Genomic DNA, 21,806 nt, shown 5'->3' with positions numbered 1-21,806 from the left:
AAGCGATGAGCGCCGAGAAGGTCAAGCTGCTGGGCCACGTTGAGGCCATCAACTGGAACCGCATCCAGGACGACAAGGACGTCGAAGTGTGGAACCGCCTCGTGAACAACTTCTGGCTGCCGGAGAAGGTGCCGCTGTCCAACGACGTCCAGTCCTGGCACACGCTGACCCCGGCCGAGCAGCAGCTCACCATGCGCGTGTTCACCGGCCTGACGCTGCTGGACACCATCCAGGGCACCGTGGGCGCCGTTTCGCTGATCCCGGATGCGCTGACCCCGCACGAGGAGGCCGTGTACACCAACATCGCCTTCATGGAGAGCGTGCACGCCAAGAGCTACAGCTCCATCTTCTCCACGCTGTGCTCCACCAAGGAGATCGACGACGCCTTCCGCTGGTCGCTTGAGAACGAGCACCTGCAGAAGAAGGCGCAGATCGTCATGGACTACTACCAGGGCGAGGATCCGCTCAAGCGCAAGGTGGCGTCCACCCTGCTGGAGAGCTTCCTGTTCTACTCCGGCTTCTACCTGCCGATGTTCTGGTCCAGCCACGCCAAGCTGACCAACACGGCCGACCTGATCCGCCTCATCATCCGTGACGAGGCCGTGCACGGCTACTACATCGGCTACAAGTTCCAGAAGGGCCTGGAGCTCGTTTCCGAGGAGAAACGCCAGGAGATCAAGGACTACACCTTCGAACTGCTGTTCGAGCTGTACGAGAACGAGGTGGCCTACACGCACAGCCTGTACGACTCGGTGGGGCTGAGTGAGGACGTCAAGAAGTTCCTGCACTACAACGCCAACAAGGCGCTCATGAACCTGGGCTACGAGGCCATGTTCCCGTCCTCCGTGACGGACGTGAACCCGGCCATCCTGTCCGCCCTGTCCCCGAACGCGGATGAGAACCACGACTTCTTCTCCGGGTCCGGTTCCTCGTATGTGATCGGCAAGGCTGTTAATACTGAGGATGAGGACTGGGACTTCTAGAAGATCCAGATCAGACCCGGCCCACACAGGGCGGCAGAGAGGCCCGGACCCGCAGGATTCTGCAGGTCCGGGCCTCTTTCGTGCCTTCTCTCGACAGACAGAGGAAGACAGAGATGAACATGAATAGCCGTTCGCAGTGGCACGGGGGTGGCGCGCGCACCTTCCTCGCAAGGGCGGGAATCGGTCCCGGTGTGCCATCGGAGACGAGCCACAGCGTGCCACGGGACGCGCATCTCGGCTGAACAAGAGCCAGGTGAGCAGGCAGTTCCGGGGCGATGCCGGTCCAGTGACACGACCGTCTGCGATCGTCCGCTCGTGGCCACGAAGATCGCAAGACAGGAGTGGGGGGGCGCCCTCGGCGTTCGTGGTTCGTCGGCGTGCCGAGGCCGACGCGGAGAAGGCTCGCTCCATCGGGTTCACCGATTACGCCAGGAGCAGGCTCACTTTGATCCGGGTCGAGCCCAACCGCAGCGGCAAGAAGCGGGCCATCGGTACCATCTGTTCCTACAACGGCAAGGTCGACGGGTACTTGATCCCGGAGTTCGGTGACACGCCGGTGCGCCAGATAGACAAAGAGCACATCCGAATGATGACCGACCGGCTCGACGTGATCCCGTCGCCGCTGAATCCGAAATCCAAGTTCAACGGGATCGCCAGGCCGGTGCTGATCGTGCGGATGATGATCCTCCGCCAAGCGGCGCGAGACGGGATCATTCCCGCTGCGCCGGATGTGTCGGTGCCGAAGCAGGAGAACCTGTGCGGCGCGACGCTCGCCGAGCTCATGCGTCGCGGAGGGCACGCCGACATCCGCTTTGTCCTCCGGTACCAGCACGCGATCGAGAACTCGCCGACCGGATGTGCGATCGCGTCGAAGCGAGGATGCGTCCAGGCGATTCTGAAGCAACCGGGACAACGACAGACATCGATGCACACCTCTGAGGTAGGACCGCAACGTAACGGGAGGCACCGTCTTGGTAGCTCGCTCTGTTCGGGAAACGCCCGGAACGAAATACGTCTCGCTGGTCACCGCGGCGGGCGGGTTCGGAATCTCCGTCAAGACGCTCCGACGCCGGATCGCCGACGGCACCGGGCATGGATATCTTGTCGGTCGGCTCATTCGCGTATATCTCGATGGGCTGCGTCAGCGGATGGTCGTCGAGATTCCCGCGGGGAACCGACAGAACAGATGCTACTGGCGCAGCGTATATCGCTCCGCCGGGCGTGAGAGAGTTTGGGGCCCGCTGCTGTTCCCCCTCGTTCTGTGGGGATCGCTCGGTGAGCTTTGAGAACAGTAGACGCTCAATGAAGATGGCGGATACTCAGATGAAGTGGAGGGCAAGCGGCATATTCGCCACCTGCCTGAGAGCGCAGGCGGGGCACCATTGAGGACGAGTGACTCGCGGCGTGCGGTGCCGGATATCCGGAACTGCTGGCGGCCGGGGCCTAGGCGGTTGGGGGCGTCAGTTGGGCGATCGGTTCGAGGACGGCCCGGTCGAGGAGCGCCTGGTCGGGGAGTGGGAACTGGGGTGCGTCGGCGCGGAGGCGAACGAGTCCGTGAAGGCCGACCCAGAGCGCGGTCGCGGTCATGAACGGGTCGTCGGTGCGGGATGCGCCGGCGGCGGCGGCGGCGGTGACGTCATCGATTAGCAGTGCGAACGACTCGGCGCCGACGAGGCGGTCGACGCCCTCCCCGTCCTCACGCAGTCGCGGGTCGGGGTCCTGGCCGTCGGCTGCGTCCGCGGTGTGGTGCCTGCTGGGGTTCGGGCCCATCATCAGGGTGTACAGGGCCGGGTGCTCGGCTCCGTAGGAGAGATACGCCTCGCAGGTGGCCATCAGCCGGGTGCGCGGGTCTTCGATGCCGACCCGAGCGGACGCCAGGTGCTCGAGGAACTCGTCGAAGACCTCCTCGATAACGGCGCGGAGGATCTGCTCCGTGTCGGCGAAGTGCGCGTAGATCGACGGGGCTGCGATGCCGACCCGGCGGGCGACCGCGCGCAGGGTCACGGCGCCGGGGTCGCCGGTCTCCTCGATCAGCTCCCGCGCGGCCGCGACGATGTCGGCGCGCAGCTGGGTTCCTTCGCCTCGGCGATTCCGGGCGCGCGCTTCACTTTTGCTCACGGTCGTAACCTTACGCGGACTCGCCGACATTCGAGGCTAGACCACGCTGTCAAAATTCATACTTGCAAGCGTAACGTAACAGACGTAAACTTACGAGTGTCAGGCCGTAGGGTGCGGCGATCCTCGATGGGGCTGACGACGCAGAGGAGACTCCGATGTTCGGTCTGCTGCACAACAACCGCCTCGTGTTCCAGAGCCGCCGTGAGGTCGGCGGCGACTCCTGGTCGTTCTCGTTCGCGATGCAACGGCCGTTCTCTTTCCACGCCGGCCAGCATGGGGTGCTGTCTGTGAGCGGCGGCGGGATCGGGAAGGGGTTCAGCATCGCGTCCGCCCCCGAGGAAGATCTCGTGCAGTTCGGCACGTCGCTGCGATCCGGGAGCGCTTTCAAACAGCGTCTCTCCGCACTGCAGGCCGGCGACATCGTCGCACTGCGCGGGCCGCTGGGCGGCTCCTTCCGGCTGGACGGCGCAGCGCGGGAGGTCGTGATGCTCGGCCAGGGGATCGGGATCACGCCGCTGCGGTCGATGCTCGCCCACGCCGCCCTCACCGGTGCGGGCGTCCGGTCGACGCTGATCCACGTGGCATCCGGTGGGCACGCCTACCGGGACGAGACCGAGGAGTGGGCGACGGATGCCGCATACCCGCTGCACGCACACGAGTTCCGCACGGCCACGACCGCGGCAGCCGCCGCAACCCCGGGGGGCGATGTTCTTCATCGCCGGCGCGAGCGCGTTCGTGTCCTCCACTGCCGATCTGCTGCGCGACGCCGGGATCCCCGGCAAGCAGATCCGTCAGGACAAGTACCTCGGGTATGCCCCGCGCGCCAGCACACCGACGGCAACCACTACACCCGTGCTGAGCTGATCCAACACTCGCCCCAGGCGCCGATACCAGATCGGCGCCGCCTGACGAAGGAGTTCTCATGACCACCACGACCGTCCGCCCGCCCTTCGACCCGGACGCCGCAGCGGTCCTTGAGCTCGCGCAGATCCCGCCGACGATCACTATCGACATGCTCCCGGGCCTGCGCGCGTCCTCCCAAGGATGGAACGATGCCGTCACCGAGGACATGCTCACTGAGGCGGGGCTCACCGCTCGAGAGGTGACGATCCCGAGCTACGACGGAGCCGACATCCAACTGTCCATCATCGAGCCCGTCGGCCGGACCGGAACCGGCCCCGGAATCTACCACACGCACGGCGGGGGGATGATGTCCGGGGACCGATGGGCCGGGATCATCCCGATGTTCGGCTGGCTGCACCGCTACAACGCGGTCTTCGTGACCGTCGAATACCGGCTCGCACCCGAGCACCCCGACCCCACACCCGTCGAGGACTGCTACGCCGGGCTGGCCTGGACCGGTGAACACACCGCGGAGCTGGGCATCGACCCCGACCGGCTCCTCATCGTCGGCGGCAGCGCCGGCGGGGGCCTCGCCGCCGGCACCGCGCTCCTCGCCCGCGACCGGCGGGGACCGGCGCTGGTCGGTCAGCTGCTCGAGTACCCCATGCTCGACGACCGCGATCAGACCGCGTCGACGATCCAGATCGACGGCGTCGGCATCTGGGACCGGGGCAGCAACATCACCGGCTGGACTGCGCTGCTCGGTGACCGTCGCGGCGGCCCCGAGGTCTCCATCTACGCAGCACCGGCGCGCGCGACCGACCTGACCGGGCTGCCGTCGACCTACCTCGACTGCGGTAGTGCCGAGGTCTTCCGCGACGAAACCGTCGCCTACGCCACCAAACTCTGGGAGGCAGGCGTACAGGCCGAACTCCATGTATGGGCCGGCGGCTTCCACGGGTTCGACCTCCTCGCCCCCGACGCCGCTGTCTCCCGGCAAGCCTTCGCCGCACGCGAGGGATGGATAGATCGCCTGTTTCGATGATCGGTCCCGTCGTGCGGCTTATGCCTCGTGCTCGCCATGGAGTGCGTCGCTCGTCGCCCCAGGCGTGGGCGGAATCCGTCATCCTGAGCGGACGCTGAGCCGGAAATCCTCGCCGACCGCCGCGGATTCCCGGGGACCTCGGCCCAGTCGACCGGGACCCGACAAAAGCGACTGCGAAACTACGCGGTTCACGGTGATTGCGCGGGGTTCGCTCATGGATGTTCAGCGCGTGGCTGCGAGCGCCTGGAGCCAGGCGACTGCATCTGCGATGAGTTGCGCACCCTCGACGTGGCCGTACCGAACATCGCGCAAGATCGGAGGCTCCCAGGGCTTCGTGACTGCATTGCCCGGTTCCAGCCGTTCGCGGGCGAACCCGATGCTGAATCCTCCTATGCCACCGCCGTAACCACGCCACTGGCTGAGGAGGTCTACGTCTCCGCAGAAGCAGGCGACGTAGGCGCTGAGCGTCGAGTCGCCGCGCAGGTGGTCCGGGTCGGGCTTCTCGAACACCCCCGAAGGACCGTGACTTGTGACCAAATGGGATCACGTTCGGGGTCAGTGACTTGCGCTTCGAGATCCGCGAGCCATTCATGGACTCTGTGCCGGACGGCCGCGGCGCTGTATTTGATCTCCTCGCGATCATTCAAGGAGGTCACTTCGGTCAACCAGATCTGTCTGCTGCTGAGGATGCCCTGAAGTCCCAGAGGGGTGGTGTAGTGATAGCTCAGGTCACCCGCGGCATCCATGGGCAACACAATGGGGTTCGTCAAGGCAAACGCGGCGGTCGGCCAGCGTGGCGTGCAGCACTCTGGCCATCGGCGGGTGAGCCGAGTAGATCGTCTCCTACAAGTGACGAGTTCGGTAGATTCGACGCCGCGCCCGCCACGAGTGGCACGTGGCAGGCACGGGTTGCCCGCTGGCCTGATTGTCCTGCGTTATTCCGCGGTCCGCGAAGAGAACAGGGATTTCTGAGTCACCCTGTCTGGTGCGTTTCGTTTGGATGGGGTCTGCTGCACGGATAGGTGACATTTTTCTTATGCGGCCACCGCTTCATCGAGCACGATCTCCGTTTCGAAGTCCTCGAGTGTCCCGACCGTCAAGTGGTCATTGCGCCTGAGGCAGCGGAGAATTGATGCGGTCTCTCCCGCCGTCGACCTCAGGGAACGCAGGCCGGGCACGACGCGGCCGATCGCGATTTGGATGCTGAGCCCCAGCCGCCCGGCGTCTTTGACCATCGCCTCGGCGAATTGCGGCAGCGAGGCGGGAGCCGTCCGAGCGTTCAGATCCGGAACCACGATCGCCGTCTCTCCGCCGTACTGGCCCACGACCGCCGTCGCCTTGAACGCGGCCGCGTGGATCGCAGCCAGATTGGCCAGTTCGCCGTGCCGGAGCTCACCATCCGCCGCCCGCGCGTCCTTCGGATGCAGACCGACGAGGATGAGGCACGCAGGACGGTCCGCGTTGATCCGCGCGAATTGTGCGGTCACGGCCGCTTCGTCCCAGCTCGAGAGCAGATGCGTGATCCGGTCTTCCCTGAGATGGATCGACTGCTGATTCCGGTGACGGATCAGTTCGTTCGAGGCCCGGCGGGCCGCGCCGAGCAGGACACTCCCCACGTTCTCCGGGAACCCGGAGCCGGTCTCCTGGAGCCAGAGATAGCCCAGAACCCGTTCACCTGCGAAGATGCGATCGCCGCACGCTCCCTGAGTCCATCTTCCAGCCGAGCCGGCACCAGGACCATGCTCCTGGTGAGGATCGACGCACGCCGGAGCTCGTCGATGTCGTTTGAGACGGTCGAATAGGCCAGCACCTTGTTCGCCGCATCCTCGATGACCACGTGACTGGACGTCATCCGTGCCGTCGTCTGGGCGATCGCGAAGAGGTCTTCCTCGATCAGAGCCCGGACATCGCTGTGATAGTCGGTGGTCTGAATGCGGCCATTGATCACGGCCAGCACAAACTCCCACCCGGAGGCCGGCTCGATCAGGAACAGGCCGACACCGGCAGGGCGCAGAAGTTCTTCGATCTCCGGGACTTCGTCCGACGTGCCCTTGAGAACCAGCGCGACCGGCTTCCGCGGCGCGAGCCGGCGGGCCGTGGGGAGTGCTTCCCGGCCCCGGATTCCCACGAGGCACACCACTGATCCGCTGACATCGGCGTCGATGTCCTCCTGGTCCAGGATGATCGCTTTCGTGGCCAGGGAGTCTGCGGGGACGGGGGCGCACACCAGGCGCCCGGTCTGTGTGGGCAGGTCTTCCAGGATGTCGTTGACACTGACCGATCCCTCCTGCCGTCGACGATCACCGGGGAGGACCTGAATATGTTAAGTGGATCACAACAGCCGGGAACTTGGGCTGGAATCCAAATGATCGGGGCCGGTCTTGTATCGCAGACCATCCCTGGGACTGGAGATCGCTCAGGCAAAGGGCGCCGACCGCCGCTGGGCCTTTCGATATGACAACGCCAGAGGTCACGCCGTACGGCGTTTCGAGTGAAGATGTCCGGCGGGTGGTGTGGAGGGTCCGGCGGAAAATTCCAAAGAGTAGATATTCCCGAGGTGCCGTGAGCGGCCGCATGGCGGTTCGTGAATGATTTCCGGAATCGGCAGGGGGAGTGGTGGCATATCAGGCACGGGCCTAATCCGGCCCGCGCTCCTTGCGAATAATCGGTGGATATTCGTCCCGCAGTTCAGCCCCAGCGGGACGGCAGGAAAAAGCGTTGCCGTTTGATTTCGATTCACGACGGGCGGCCGGTCGATGCCCTTCATCCTGGCAAATCTGCATGCCGGACCGGTGCGAGTCGTGCCGGTTGTCGTTGATCAAACCACCGTGATCATCAAAGAAACCTGATTTTCATGCCGCTGCTTTCACGCCTTTCAATCGAAGGTCCGGCCGCCATGTGAGTCCATCTGTTTTCTGAAATGATCCGGCGCGGGAAACAGTCTTGCTGCGGAATTCGAAAGGGCCTTGGCGAGTCGTCATGAAACAACCGATTCACGCTCCATCCTCTGGCGATATCCGTGACGGCATACGTAAATCCGGGCATGCGGGAAGGGTTCCCTCAGCCGTTGCCGGCCGCGGGCCGCCCAGGGATTTACATGATTCAACCAGGGGTCTTGACGGCTTGGCCGGGGAGGTTTAGCGTCATCGTTGGAATTGTCATGCAGTTCCGATCCGGTGCCGGGGGCGGCATTCGTGAAGCCCATGGTGCCGAAGTGCGCGGACCGCACGCTCCCATGGGGCTGGCGGTCGTCGTCGGAGATCTGGCGGACGTCTTACCCGCCAGCCGCCGACACTCAGCCATATTGGGGGGCTTCTAACGATGGTGGACGATGCGTCGCATCGTTCTGGGTGATCGGTGGCCATACCGTGATTTCGTCTGCGCTCTGGAAGGTGGTTGAGCGGCTTGTCGCCGTCTCAGCGGCCTTGGCCATGGCGTTCGCGATGGCCACACCGAGCGGGACGTTCAACGTCGCGGCCTTCAGATCCGGGCAATGGGCCATCAGCGGCTCTGACCTCGCAAACCACCAGGACGCCTCATCGCTTCCCACGACCCCGGTGACCACCGCGATCTCCCTTGCGGACATTCAGTCCGTTTTCGGTGCCGCAGCGGCGTCGTGGCCCGGCCAGGACGTGAGCGCCGCGACCTTCGCGATCGCCCCGCTCTCCGGAACCACCCTCGCTGTCACGAACGGGAGCTCCATCACGGTGAGCCCGAACGCGGCGGGATGGGGCTGGAGCGTCGGCACCGTCGCCCCGAACCGGATGGACCTCCAGACGGTGATCGCTCACGAACTCGGGCACGTCCTGGGCCTGAGCGACATCGAAGGCGGGACGGACCTCATGAGCCGGGTGCTCAGCCCCGGCGAACGGCGGACGACGACGGCGCTCACCGTGCCGGCGCCTGCTCCGGCAGCTGCACCCGCGCCGGCACCTGCGGCAACCACGGCACCGGCCCCGGCACCCGCTCCGGCGGTGACGCCGGACCCGGCTCCCGTGGCGACCACGGCACCAGCCCCGGCTCCTGCCCCCGCCAACACTCCGGCCCCGACCACCGCACCGGATCCGTCCACGACGGCTCCGGCACCCGCTCCCGCGGCTTCGCCGAACACGGCCGGCACACCGGCCACCGACCCGGCGGCCTCGTCCACCCCGGCTCCGACTTCCCCGGCACCGACCACGACGGCACCGTCCGCCCCGGCACTGGCGGGATCCACCGGCACCACCACGAACAGCAGCACCAGCGCGACGGCGACGACCGCCCCCACGGCGGGATCGCCGTCGTCGGCGTCTCCGGCCGTCGCAGCGGCACCTGCCGCCCCGTCCTCACCGGCCACCACGGCCCCGACGGGCCCGAGCGCGTGGGCACTCCAGATGACCTCCACGGCATCGACGCTGGCATTCCACGCCGACGGCACGGTGACGTTCGAGGGGCAGAGCCGTGCCCTCAGCTCGATCTCGGCCATCTCGGTCATGGGCACGCCCGGGAACGACACCCTCACGGTGGACCGTGGCACGGTCAACCCGCACCTCACCATCAGCTTCGACGGCGGCCCGGGCTTCGACACCCTCGCCACCGCGGGCGCGGTGACGGTCTCGCGGTCGATGGCGGTCAACGGCTCCACCGGCACGCTCTTCCTGGACGCGACGCGGATCGACTACACGAACATCGAGCCGATCACGAACTCCGGCACCGCGGCCGACATGGTGTTCACGCTCGGCACCGGCGACGACCAGGCCACCCTGACCCAGTCGGGCGGCCTGCTCACCCTCGCGAGCTCGAACAGCGGTTTCGAGTCCACGACGTTCACCGCCCCCACGTCCTCGCTGACGATCGACGGCGGCACCGGCTGGGACACGGTCACGCTGAGCGGCCCGATCGCCCTCGGCGCGGCGGCCCTGACCCTCACGTTCGAGAAGATCACGCTCGCCTCCGGGACCGTCCTCACGGCCGGCAATGTGAGCCTCATCGCCGCGGACAACGTGACCGGCGGCCCAAGCAACCCGCTCACCAACCCGCGGAGCTGCGTGACGCTTGCGACGCACTGCGGCGACGTGGAGGTCACGCTCCAGGACAGCCAGGTCACCTCGGGCGCGTTCACCGCACAGGCCACCGCGACGATCACCCCCGACGCGAGCGACACCCTCGCCTACGCGATCAATGTCTCCTCGAAGGCCCTCGTTTCGATCCTCGGTGCCACTCAGGTCACCGCGACGGGCGACGTCGTCCTCTCCTCGCAGTCGACGGTCGGCCCCGTGACGCTCGTCAAGAAGTACGCGGACGCGGCCATCGTCGCCTCGGACGCCGAGGTCACCATCGGCGGGACCGCGGTGGTCAAGGCGAGCGGCACGACGACGGTCAGCTCGGCGTCGTCGGTCGACGCCGGAGCGACCCCCGGCTCTGACGCCGCGAAGAGCGAAGGCTCGGCCGACTCGAGCGGCGCCGCGTCGAACGACGCGTCGGTCGCGATCCTCACGGTGAGCACGACGGCGGTCAGCAAGGTCACGAACTCGGCCCACCTCGAAGTCACGGGCGCGCTGAGCCTTGGCGCGAAGAACCACGCGGGACTCACCGGGACCGGCGACGCCAGCCAGGCGGCCTCGGGCGCCGGCATCGCCGTCGTCAACCTGAGCGAGACGACCCAGGCGGTCATCGACTCGACGAGCGCGACCCCGACGAACGCCGCGAGCATCACACTCACGGCGGACGCCGACGGCACCGGCACCGCGAGTGCGAAGGCCGGCAAGGGAGGCTCGACGGCGAACGACAAGCCGGTCAACGATCCGTCCCGCGCGAACGGCCAGGCGACCACGGCGGACGGCGCGATCGGCCTCGCCGGGGCCCTTGCGGTGAGCATCCTCAACGCGGTGACCAGGGTGGCGGTCCAGGCCGCGAAGCTCGTCACGGCCGGTGCGCTCCTCCTGAAGTCCACGTCTCAGCTCGCCTCCTCCGCCACCGGTGACGGCAGCACGACCGACGGCAGCGGAAGCGGCGTGGGGGTGGGCGTCGGCATCGACGTCGCGACCCTCGTGACCGAGGCGTTCATCGGGTCCGGCTCGGCCATCCAGGCGGGCTCGGTCACGGTCGAATCGGATGAGACCCGGACGGGCGGCTCGGCCTTCTCCTCGAGCGCAACCTCGGGCAAGGCCTCCTCGTCCAGCTCGGGTGTCGGAGCCGCCGGCTCCTTCGCCCTCACCCTCGTCAACGGCAAGACCCTCGCGGAGATCCGCGACGCGGGCAACGCGCTCAGCGGGACCCCGGCGGTCACGCTCAAGGCCAGCGGTAACCACGTCGACTCGGCCACGGCCAACGCCGCCCAGTCCGGCGGCTCCGTCGGGATCGGCGCCTCGATCGCCCTCGGCATCATCGACACGGTGGTGGCGGCCCGCCTCGCCCAGGACGCCGGGCTCACTGGAGCCGGGTCCCTGAACCTCTCGGCCACGGGCAGCGACGCCACCACGACGTCTGCCACCGGAGGCGCCCAGGGCGGCAGCAACGCCTCCCTCATGGGCGTCGTCGCGATCACCATCTCCAACGTCCACACGGTGGCCTCCATCCTCTCCGGCCCGGCGCTGGCCCTGGCCGGCTCGCTCACCGCAGCGGCCCTCCAGACCGCGGCGGCCACCACGACCGCCACCGGCAGCACCACCGCCGGCAGCGGTGCGAGCCTCGCCGCCGGCATCAGCTTCGCGCTGACCTCGGCCACGCACTCCGTGGACTCCTCGATCGACCGCAACACCACGGCAGGCGGCGACGTCACCCTGAGCGCCGACGGTTCCTCGACAACGTCGACTACGGCCACGTCCTCCGCGGCCGGCGCACCGGGCGGCTCGAGCAGCTCTCCGACAAGCACGGACAGCACCGGCAAGAACGCCAACCAGAAGTCCGATGCGCAGCTCGGCTTCGCGAGCGGCAAGTCGTCCGCGAACGGCGGAAGCGGCTCGGGCGCGACGAACACCCCCTCCGCGAGTGACAGCAACGGGAACTCCGTCACGGTGGCCGCGGCACTGGCCTTCAACCTGGTGAACTCGTCCTCGACCTCCGAACAGGCGCCTGCCAGCACCCTGAGCACCACCGGCAAGGTCTCGTTCTCCTCAGCCAACACCACGAACGCGCAGGCGACCGCCGACGGCTCCGCCACCACGGCCGCGAGCGGCAACGTGATCGGTGCGGGCATCGCCGTGAACCGGGCGACGGTCGTCAACGAGGCCTCGATCGGCGCCGGAGCCAGCCTCACCGCGACGGGCCTGACTCTCAAGGCCGTCAACCACGCAGACCCCTCGGCCCCCGCCACCCCGGTCCCGAACGCCACGAGCGCCACCGCGAAGTCCGGCGCGAGCAGCGCCGGCGGCAGCCTCGGCATCGCCGGCTCCTTCGCCCTGAACATCGCGAACCTTTCCACCGTCGCGGCCGTCCACGCCGCCACGGCCACCCCCACCGACCCGCTCGGCGGCGTGAACCTGGGCGGCTCCGGCAATGCGGCGGCCACCGCGTCGTCGTCGTCCGCGAACGGCGCCTCGGCCACCTCCGCCCAGGCGACCGGTGGCAGCGGCGGGACGTTCGGCATGGGCGCCTCGATCGGCCTCAACCTCGTCACGGACCAGGTGTTCGCCGGAGTCGACGAGCTCGCGCTCGGCACGCGGGGACCCCCACTCACCGGCATCGGCAACTTCACCATCCAGGCGGCCAACAGCGATACGCTGACGACTGCGATCGACGGAGGTGCAGGTGGAGCGAACATCTCGCTCGCGCCGGCCATCGGGATCACGCTCGCGAACGTATCGACCATCGCCGGAATCGGCGGAGCCGATCCGGGCCTCGGCGCCACGGTACTCACCGGGGCGGTCTCCGCGACCGCCGACCAGACGGTGACGGCCACCACCACCGCGAAGGGCGCCGCGACGGCGGCCTCCGGCGGAACCCTCGCCCTCGGCTTCTCCCTCGCGTTGACGGTCCTCGACGCGACGGCCTCGGCGCCACTGGACCGCACACTTTCCGCGGCCTCGGCGGCCTTCACGGCGCACCACACCGAATCGACGACGACCACGGGAACCGCGAGCGCCGCCGGCGCCCAGGGTGAGAGCAGCGACACCTCGGGCAAGGACGTCAACGGCAAGGCCGACTCCGCCCTCGGTGACGCGAAGGGCAAGCAGACGGCGAACGGCGGCAAGACCACCTCGACCGGCGCGACCCCCAAGACGTCGGTGGACAAGACCTCGGGCGGCTCCGGCAGCATCAGCGTCGCCGCGGCGATCGCGATCAGCATCGTGGGCGTGACGACGGCGGCGCAGCTCGCCGCCGGCATGACCCTCACGACGACGGGCGCGGCCTCCTTCTCCGCCGACACGAACGCGGATGCGGTGACCACGGCGGACGGCTCGGCGACGTCGCCGTCCGCGTCCGGCATCGGCGCCGCTGTCGCGGTCAACAAGGCGACCATCACCACACAGGCTCTCGTCCCGGCCGGTGCCACGGTCGCCGCCGGCTCGCTGGCCCTCTCGGCCACCGAGCGCGTGGTCGGCGCGGACGGCCTCAACACCCTCTCCGCGACCGCGACCTCCGGCGCGACGGCGGGCAGCGACATCGGCCTCGCGGGCTCGTTCGCTCTCAACCTGGTGAACGTGAGCGTCACGGCGACGCTCGCTGGCACGGCCTCGCTCCCGGGCACCGGCGACGTGACCGTCACTGCGGGATCCGTCACCGAGAACATCGCCAAGGCGACGGCTGCGGCGAACATCACCGGCGGGACGCTCGGCCTCGGCGCCTCGGTGGCACTGAACCTCATCAACGACGCTGTCGTCGCCACGATCGGCGCCGGGGCGACCCTCACGGGAGGCCACGCCATCGCCCTCACCGCGACGAACAGCGACAAGGCGACCACCGGTGCCGAGGGCGGCGCGAAGGCGACCGGCCAGACGACCCTCTCGCTCGCGGCGTCGCTCGCGCTCACGATCAGCGAGGTCTCGACGACCGCGAGCATCCTCGCCGGGCCGGCTCTCGGCCTGGCGGGCGGGATCGCGGCCCACGCGGACCAGACCGCGACGGTCCTCGCCACTGCGAAGGGCGCCTCCTCGGGCGGCTCGACGCTCGGCCTCGGGATCGCCCTCGCCCTCACGATCGCCGACCACGTCGTCGACGCGTCCCTCTACCGGAACACGACGGCCGGGGCCAATGTCTCCTTCGCCGCGGACGGCCTCTCGCAGTCCTCCTCCACCGCCACCGCGAGCGCCGCGGGCGCCGAGGGTCAGGGCGGCTCCGGCAAGGACTCGAGCGGCAAGGACGTCAACCAAAAGGGTGACGCGTCCCTCGCCACGGCCAAGGGCTTGCAATCGGACAACAGCGGCGGCAAGACGACCTCGAGCACCTCGACGCCGAGCACCAAGCAGGACTCGGGCGGCACCAACATCACGGTGGCCGCGGCGGTCGCCATCAACCTGGTGACCTCGACCACGACGGCGCTGCTCGCGCCGAACACGACCCTGACCGTCAACGGAGGAGGGACCGCGAGCTTCACGACGACGAACCACACCGATGCCGTGGCTGTCGCGGACGGCTCCTCCAGCAACAGCTCGACACTCGGCATCGGCGCGGCCGTCGCCATCAACCTCGTGACGGTGCGCAACGAGGCCAGCCTCGGCATCGGGTCCCGGCTCACGGCCTCCGGCCTGACCCTGAGCGCGACGATGCGCGGTGCCGGTGCGCAGCACACCATCACGGCCACCGCGACGGCGGGCGCGGCCAACACCTCCGGGACACTCGGCCTCGCCGGCGCCCTCGCCCTCAACGTCGTCAATCTCAAGACCCTCGCGACCGTCCACGCCGACGCCACGACCACCCTCCCGGCCGGTCCGACGGGCAACGTCCAGCTCATGGGCGGCGCCGCGGGCATGACGGCGGGCTCCAGCTCGAACAGCACCACCAAGGCCGGCGCGAAGCAATCGGGCACGGGCACGGTCGGCATCGGCGCCTCGGTGGGCATCAACCTCGTCAACGACACGGTGTACGCGGGCATCGACCAGGTCGCGGACCCGAGCCGCGGGCCCCCGCTCACGGGTGCCGGAAGCGTCACGATCCAGGCCACCACCACCAGCGTCATCGACAATGAGGTCGACGGCGGCGGCAAGGGCGGCGGCGTGACCGTGACCCCGTCGGTCGCCGTGACGATCGCGACCCTCCGCACGAGCGCCTCCCTCGGCGCGAGCAGCACCGCACTCACCGCGAGCGGGGCCGTCCAGGCCACCGCCACCCAGAACGCCACGACCACCACGATCGCCAAGGGCGACACGACGGTCGGATCCGATGCCGGCTTCGGCATCTCCCTCGCACTCGCCATCGTCGACGACGGCGTCGACTCGGGCAGCGCCCGCAGCATCTCCGTCGGGGGAGCGGTCTCCTTCAAGGCTTCCGGCACCTCCGCGACCACGACGACCGCGGAGGCGGCCGCCGAGGGCGCCGAAGGCCAGACGACGAGCTCCGCGAACGGCAAGGACTCCTCCGGCACGGACGTCAACCAGAAGGCCGACTCCAAGCTCGGCGCCGCCAAGCAGACCCAGGCAGACAACAGCGGCGGCCAGACCACCGGCACCTCCTCGACCCCGAAGGCCGCGAGCAACGACAACAGCGGAGCGTCGATCTCCGTGGCCGCAGCCGTCGCGATCAACGTGGTCACCACCGCCTCCCGCGCCTGGTTCGCCAACGGCGTCGTGATCTCCTCCGGCGGCGTCGTGACCCTCGGCACCACCGCGGACACCGACGCCCGCGCGACCGGCCGCGGCGACTCGACCGCCGACGCGAGCGTCGGCATCGGCGCCGGCGTCTCGGTCAACAAAGTGGACATCACCAACACCGCCCTCACCGGCACCGCGACGATCACCGGCACGGGCCTGGTCCTCTCGGCCGGCATGACCCCGGGCGGTGCGGGAGATGTGCTCCGGGTCTGGAACGCCGCGGACGGCGCGTGGAAGACCATCGACTCGGGCAAGCAGCTCCCCGGCCCGTCGGACGGCGACCTGGCGGCCGCGAAGGCCAAGTCCGGTTCGAACGACGCCGGAATCTACACGTACGACGGCTCCAGCGCCAAGTGGACCCTGCAGACCGACGCAGGCGCCTCGATCGCCTCCGGCAGCACGCTCCCGTCCTCGCCGTCCGCCAACCAGCTCTTCGTGCTGGCGGCCCCGAAGGACGGCCACCCGGCCGGCAGCGTCTGGCAGTGGAACGGGACGGCCTGGGTCTTCGTCACCAAGCTCGCCTACGACGACTTCGATTCCCTCCCCGCGGACAGCATCGAGAAGGACACGCTCTTCCAGCTCACGCAGCAGGACGGCTCCAACGCCCCCGGCATCTACAAGCGCAGCGCGAGCCACACGTGGGCCCTGACCACCATCACCGTGACCGACGGCGACCACCTGCCGGCGAGCCCCGCCGACGGCCAGGTCTTCCGGCTCTGGGAGCACGAGGTGACCGCGACCGCCTACGCCGGCGTCGGCAAAGCGACCTCCGTGGGTGTCGCAGGCGCCCTCGCGATCAACATCGTCACCGAGCACACCGCGGCCCTCCTGGAGACCGGCGCCTCCGCGACCCTGAGCACCGCGGCCGTGTCCATCACGGCCCTGGAGAACTCCTACGACCTGGCGAAGGCCACGTCCAAGGCCGAGGTCGGCTCCGCCACCGGCGTCGGCGCCTCCGTCGCCCTCACCGTCCTCCCGGACAACACCGTCCGGGCCGGTGCCGAGGACGGCTCCACCCTCACCGGCGGGACGTCACTCACGATCGACGCCATGGGCTTCCGGGAACTGCCGACGACGGCGGAGGGCGGCACCGCGGGCGGCACCGCCGTCACCCCGGTGGTGGCACTCGTGGTGAGCGTCGGGGACACGGTGGAGGCCCGCCTCGGCACCGCCGCCTCCGGCGGGCCGGGCTACACGGGCAGCGGCGCCGTCGTCGTCCACGCCACGCACGTGAATCGCATCGCGACCGACGGCGACGCCGAGGCGGCCGGCAAGAGCACCGCGGTGGGCATCGACATCGCCGTCAACGCCGTGGTCGGCTGGAGGACGACGGCGACGATCGCCCGCGACGTGTCCGGCACCTCCGTGGACGTGCTGGCCTCTTCGGAGATGAGCAGCGAGGCCAAGTCGGTGGCGAGTGCCAAGGGCTCCAGCGACTCCGAGACGCAGAGCGGCGACTCGAAGGCCAACGAGCAGGCCAACGGCAGCAACCCGAACACGCAGTCCACGAAGTCCTCCACCGCGGGCATGCCGTCCTCCTCCGGCGGCACGAACGGCTCCAACGGCGCCAGCGGCGCGAACAGCCAGTCCGGCTCCCAGTCCGGCAGTTCGGGCGGTGGCACCGGCGTGGCCGCGGCGATCGGCGTCAACTGGGTCATGGCCACGACGTCGGGCTCCATCGCCGACGGCGTGACCGTCACCGCCACGACCGGCGCGGTGTCCGTCCAGGGCCTCATGCTCGCCGAGGCGACCGCCCGCGGCACCGGCAGCGCGATCGACCTCCAGAAGGACACGGGCGTGGGCGCGGCGATCGGCCTGAACGTCCAGGTCCTGACCACCACGGCGACGATCGGCGCGAACGCCCACGTCACCGGCCAGACCGGTGTGAGCGTCATCGCCGGGACGCCCGACGGCAAGCACAATACGTTCATCATCTGGGGCATCTCGGCCGGTGCGGGCAACAACTCCGCAGGCGTCGCGGCGTCGGCGGCCGTGCAGATCCTCCTCCTGACCATCACGGCGTCCGTGGGGGCCGGCGCCGTGATCTCCGCCCCGGCGGGCGGCATCACGGTCTCCGCCGCGGATGCGGTGATCTTCCAGAACATCGCCCTCTCCGGTGGCTTCTCCAAGGGCAACGGCACCGCGATCGGCGGCGCCATCGCGGTCAACTACTTCGAGATCACCACCAAGGCGTTCGTCGACTCGTCCGCCGCGACGCCGACGTCCCTCGATGCGAGCGGTGCGATCTCGGTGACCGCGGCCGAGAGCCTGGCGGGCCAGGAGCCCGAGACCCCGCTCAAGGGCAAGATCACCCTCCCGAGCGTCACGAACGTCGCGGCCGGCGGCGGCGCCAGCAGTGGCGGCGCGGCGGTCAGCGGCTCGTTCATCATCCAGATCTTCTCGATCGACACGCAGGCCTACCTCGCGGCCGGGACCAAGGTCAATCAGACCACCGGGCTCGGCGGCTCCGGCCAGACCCTGACGGTCAAGGCCACGGACAGCCTCACCCTCATCGACTTCGCCGGCGCGCTGTCCCTCTCCAAGAGCTCGGCCGCCGTGGGCGTCACCGTCATCGTGGACGTGTTCAACATCAACGCCGTCGCCACGATCGGTACGGGCACCCACGTCACGGCAGGCGGCACGGTCACGGTGGACGCCGAGTCGGCGGAGAACCTGACCGAGGTCTCGGTGGCCGGCGGCGTGTCCGCCAACTCGGCCTCCGTGACGGGCGCCGTCGTGGTCCTGGTGCTCAACCAGGGCGGCTCCTCGCCCAAGATCTCGGCGGCCATCGGCGCCGGTGCCTCGGTGACCGGTACGGGCGGCGTGTCCGTCACCGCGTCGAAGACCGGCACCGTCGACCTCGCGGCCGGCAACCTCGCGATCGGCGGCGGCTCGGCCGGCGTCGGAGCGTCCGCCGTCGTGGTGGTGCGCGACTCCACCGTGGACGCCTCGGTGGGCACGGGCGCCACCGTCCACGCGGGAGGCACCGGCCTGCTGGTCTCCGCGACGCAGGACGCCCACTACCTCTTCCTGGCCGTCGGCGGCGCCGGCGGCAACTCGGCCGGCGTCGCGGGCTCGGTGGTGGTCAACGTCACGAGCGACACCACCAAGGCCCACATCGACGCCTCGTCCACCGTCACGAAGGGCACCTCGACCGCACTCCTCGCCAAGGACACGACGACGGTGTTCAGCCTGGCCGGCGTCCTCACCGCCGGCGGCACGGCCGGCGTCGGCGCGGGTGTCGACGTCGAGGTCGTCACGAAGGACACGGAAGCCTGGGTGGGGCACGCGACCACCATCACGGGCAGCGGGAATCTGAGCGTGGACGCCCTCTCGAGTGAGAAGATCACCTCGGTCTCCGTGGGCGGCGGTTTCGCCGGCACGGCAGCCGTCAACGTCAACGCGGCCGTCCCCGCGATCAAGGTGACCACGAAGGCCTACCTCGAGGACGGCACGTCCGCGGGCGACGGGGTGACCGCCACGATGGGCGGGACCGTGCGCGTGAACGCGGACGAGACCCTCACCGCCAACGTCATCGCCGGCAACATCTCCGCCAGCGGCACGGCCGCCGTCGGCGCCGCGGTCGCAGTACCCGTCATCACCAAGGAGACCCACGCCTGGATCGGCGACTACGCGGTGGTCAGCGGTGCGGGCGCCACCGGCCTCGACGTGGCGAGCGGATCGTACACGGTCACCCCGCACGATCCGCGCTTCGCCCCCTCGGACATCACGGGCGGCAGCACCATCCACGTGGACAGCCACGGATTCTCGAACGGCGACCAGGTCCAGTACGACGCCGGCTACGGCACCGCGATCAACCCGCTCGTCCAGGGCGGCCAGTACTACGTCAAGGTCATCGACCCCGACCACTTCCAGCTCTTCACGACGGCCGATCTGAGCGGCTCGCCCATCGTCCTCTCCGGCGGCACGGGCGAGAGCCACCGCCTCTTCAAGACCACCGAAGCGAACGTCACGCAGGATCAGACGCCGCGCTTCAACCCGGACAACGCCGTGAACCTCGGCACCAACTCGATCCACCTCCCGTACTCGCTCGGCTCGATCAGTGACAACGACGCCGTGGTCTACAGCTCGGGCGGCGGCACACCGATCGGCGGGCTGGTCGACGGCGGCACCTACTACTACAAGAGCCTCGGCGGCGGGTCGTTCCAGCTCCTCGACAAGCCCTCGGACAAGGGCGGGCACGTCATCACCCTCGGCGGAGGCTGGACCGGAAGGTCCCACAGCCTGGTGCGCCAGGGCGACGCCCCCGCGGGCGACGCGAGCGCCATGGGCCCGCGCGACATCTCGGAGGGCACACCGGTGCCGTTCCGCGGCGTCGCGGTCACGGCCAACAACTCCGACAGCATCGGGGCCTTCGGTGTGGGCCTCGGCTTCTCCGGCACCGCAGCCGTCACCCTCGCCGGTGCGATCGCGGTCGTCACCGTCCACACCTCGGCGCACATCGGGCAGAGCGCCAAGGTCAACTGCGGCGCCACGTGTGCGAGCAACGTCGCCGGTGCCGACCCGAATCAGTCCGTCCAGGTCTCCGCGGCCAACCAGTTCTACCAGCTGGGCATCGCCTTCACGCTCGCGATCGCGGGCACGGCCGGCGTCTCCATCCCGGTGGCCGTCCGTGTGGTCACCCTCGACACCTACGCGTACATCGGCACCGGGACCACCGTGAACGCCCGAAACTCGATCTCCGTGACTGCGGACGGCAAGGATACCGTCCTGTCCTTCGCGGTCGGCGCGGGCGGCGGCACGGTGGGCGTCGCGGGCACGGTCGCCGTCACGGTCCTCACAGTCCACACCTTCGCGTGCACCGGCACCCCGGGCGGCAGCGACCCGTTCGCCTGCACGGGCAACGGCGCGACCCTCTCCGCCGGGAACAACGTCGTGGTCACCGCGACGGACGCCACGAAGCTCCTCCTCATCACCGTCGCCCTCGCCGGCGGTTACGTGGGAGTCGGTGCGGCGGTCGGCGTCGCGACCCTGGACAAGCAGGTCCGCGCGTACCTCGGTGCGGGCAGCACGGTCGACGCACTCGCCCAGGGCCTGCCGGTCACCGGCATCCCGAACGGGACTCTGGGCGGCTCGCAGAGCTTCTCCGGCGTGATCGTCCACGCGGGCTCCAGCGAGAACGTCTTCGGCCTGGTCCCGGCCATCGGCGGCGGCTTCGTCGGCGTCGCGGGCGGCGTCCAGGTGACGCTGCTGAAGACCTCGACCGTCGCCTCGATCGGCGGCTACAGCTCCATCAACACGGCGTCCGGCGCCGCCCTCGTCCAGGGCGTGAGCGTCACGGCGACGGACGACTTCACGTCGCTGACGATCGCGGGTGGCGCGGCCGGCGGCTTCGTGGGCGTCTCGGGCGGCATCGACATCGGCACGGCCAACAGCTCGGTCCTCGCCCACATCGACGGCCCCTCGACCGTGAAGGCGCGCGGGAACGTCGAGGTGTTCGCGCTCTCGACCAAGCAGGTCAGCACCTTCGCGGTGAGCCTCTCGGGCGGCGTGGTGGGCGTCGCGGCCTCCGTCTCGGTCTGGAGCGTCGGAACCACCCCGACCACCACCTACCAGGACAGCAACGGCGGCAACTTCCGCGGCGCGTGGGACGGGACGCACACCTCCTACGCCAAGGGCGATGTGGTGACCTTCGGGGTGAACCACACGCAGTACACCGCCACGAACGACGTGGCCGCCAATGCCGGCAACCTGGACCCGACCCAGGACACCACGGACTGGCGCGGCCCCTCCGATGCGATGGCCGGGGACAACGGCAACAGCGTCACCTCCGCGGGCAGCACCGCGCAGGGCGGGGGAGCGGGCGGCTACCAGAACCACTCGCTGGACGGCACGACGGCGGGCACCGCCAACGCGTGGAGTTCGGCCACGAACTACTCGAGCGGCCAGCTGGTCACCTACGGCGGCAGCACCTACTCGGCGACGGCGGACATCTCCTCGGGCGGCGCGGATCCCGCGCACAACGCGGCCTGGCGTCTGAACTCCGGCACTGAGTCCTCGACCAACGCACGCCTCGCCGCCCGGCTCGCCGCCGCCGGCGCCATGATCGCCGCGGCGGCTCCGACGTCG

General features: G+C 69.2%; 12 protein-coding genes (1 of these 12 cut by a window edge). 5 read left to right on the top strand and 7 right to left on the bottom strand.

Going from position 1 to position 21,806, the window contains the following annotated elements:
- Positions 1 to 5: 5 nt before the first annotated feature.
- On the top strand, positions 6 to 983 hold the full coding sequence (nrdF, locus tag Q9R02_RS03175) for a class 1b ribonucleoside-diphosphate reductase subunit beta (RefSeq protein ID WP_305995175.1): 978 nt from the start codon (positions 6 to 8) through the stop codon (positions 981 to 983).
- A gap of 445 nt (positions 984 to 1,428) precedes the next feature.
- Positions 1,429 to 2,208 carry a hypothetical protein gene (locus Q9R02_RS03170; RefSeq protein WP_305995174.1) on the top strand — a complete coding sequence of 260 codons (780 nt, stop codon included), beginning with the start codon at positions 1,429 to 1,431 and terminating at the stop codon, positions 2,206 to 2,208.
- 218 nt (positions 2,209 to 2,426) lie between these two features.
- On the opposite strand, the gene Q9R02_RS03165 is transcribed toward Q9R02_RS03170, so the two are convergent.
- On the bottom strand, positions 2,427 to 3,101 hold the full coding sequence (locus Q9R02_RS03165) for a TetR/AcrR family transcriptional regulator (RefSeq protein WP_305995173.1): 675 nt from the start codon (positions 3,099 to 3,101) through the stop codon (positions 2,427 to 2,429).
- Between the two features lie 155 nt (positions 3,102 to 3,256).
- On the opposite strand from Q9R02_RS03165, the gene Q9R02_RS03160 reads away from it, so the two are divergent.
- A complete protein-coding gene (locus Q9R02_RS03160; RefSeq protein ID WP_305995172.1) occupies positions 3,257 to 4,027 on the top strand; it encodes an FAD-dependent oxidoreductase in 771 nt (256 codons plus the stop codon).
- Entirely contained in the window at positions 4,024 to 4,989 is a 966-nt protein-coding gene (locus Q9R02_RS03155; protein WP_305995171.1) for an alpha/beta hydrolase, read from the top strand. The genes Q9R02_RS03160 and Q9R02_RS03155 overlap by 4 nt, the downstream gene beginning before the upstream one ends.
- A 222-nt stretch (positions 4,990 to 5,211) precedes the next feature.
- Here the strand turns inward: Q9R02_RS03155 and Q9R02_RS03150 are convergent, their stop codons facing one another.
- From Q9R02_RS03150 to Q9R02_RS03125, 6 genes are all read right to left on the bottom strand, one after another.
- Positions 5,212 to 5,499, bottom strand: coding sequence for a hypothetical protein (locus tag Q9R02_RS03150; RefSeq protein WP_305995170.1), 288 nt, complete (start codon positions 5,497 to 5,499; stop codon positions 5,212 to 5,214).
- A gap of 524 nt (positions 5,500 to 6,023) precedes the next feature.
- Positions 6,024 to 6,476 (bottom strand): hypothetical protein, encoded by a 453-nt coding sequence (locus Q9R02_RS03145; protein ID WP_305995169.1) that lies wholly within the window; start codon positions 6,474 to 6,476, stop codon positions 6,024 to 6,026.
- An 80-nt stretch (positions 6,477 to 6,556) separates the two neighbouring features.
- A complete protein-coding gene (locus Q9R02_RS03140) occupies positions 6,557 to 7,216 on the bottom strand; it encodes a hypothetical protein (RefSeq protein ID WP_305995168.1) in 660 nt (219 codons plus the stop codon).
- Between the two features lie 1,068 nt (positions 7,217 to 8,284).
- On the bottom strand, positions 8,285 to 8,575 hold the full coding sequence (locus Q9R02_RS03135) for a hypothetical protein (RefSeq protein WP_305995167.1): 291 nt from the start codon (positions 8,573 to 8,575) through the stop codon (positions 8,285 to 8,287).
- A complete protein-coding gene (locus Q9R02_RS03130; RefSeq protein WP_305995166.1) occupies positions 8,576 to 8,737 on the bottom strand; it encodes a hypothetical protein in 162 nt (53 codons plus the stop codon).
- Positions 8,738 to 8,776: 39 nt separating this feature from the next.
- Complete coding sequence (locus Q9R02_RS03125; RefSeq protein WP_305995165.1) at positions 8,777 to 9,373, bottom strand: hypothetical protein; 597 nt, start codon at positions 9,371 to 9,373, stop codon at positions 8,777 to 8,779.
- Between Q9R02_RS03125 and Q9R02_RS03120 the strand changes: the two genes are divergently transcribed.
- Positions 9,363 to 21,806: the beginning of a hypothetical protein gene (locus Q9R02_RS03120; RefSeq protein ID WP_305995164.1), read on the top strand. It continues 20,673 nt past the right edge of the window; the window shows 12,444 of its 33,117 coding nt (coding positions 1–12,444); its start codon is at positions 9,363 to 9,365; its stop codon lies off the right edge, out of view. The two genes, Q9R02_RS03125 and Q9R02_RS03120, sit on opposite strands and share 11 nt — an antisense overlap.

The sequence above is a fragment of the Arthrobacter horti genome (assembly GCF_030731045.1).
Taxonomy (GTDB): Bacteria; Actinomycetota; Actinomycetes; order Actinomycetales; family Micrococcaceae; genus Arthrobacter_E; species Arthrobacter_E nanjingensis.
Note: the sequence above shows the minus strand (reverse complement) of the source record. Positions and strands in the feature narration are given on the sequence as shown.

Bases quoted from the DNA above. Each gene is read 5' to 3' on its own strand.
- nrdF (WP_305995175.1), top strand. From the start codon at position 6: ATGAGCGCCGAGAAGGTCAAGCTGCTGGGCCACGTTGAGGCCATCAAC.
- Q9R02_RS03160 (WP_305995172.1), top strand. From the start codon at position 3,257: ATGTTCGGTCTGCTGCACAACAACCGCCTCGTGTTCCAGAGCCGCCGT.
- Q9R02_RS03155 (WP_305995171.1), top strand. From the start codon at position 4,024: ATGACCACCACGACCGTCCGCCCGCCCTTCGACCCGGACGCCGCAGCG.
- Q9R02_RS03135 (WP_305995167.1), bottom strand. From the start codon at position 8,575: ATGTCCGCAAGGGAGATCGCGGTGGTCACCGGGGTCGTGGGAAGCGAT.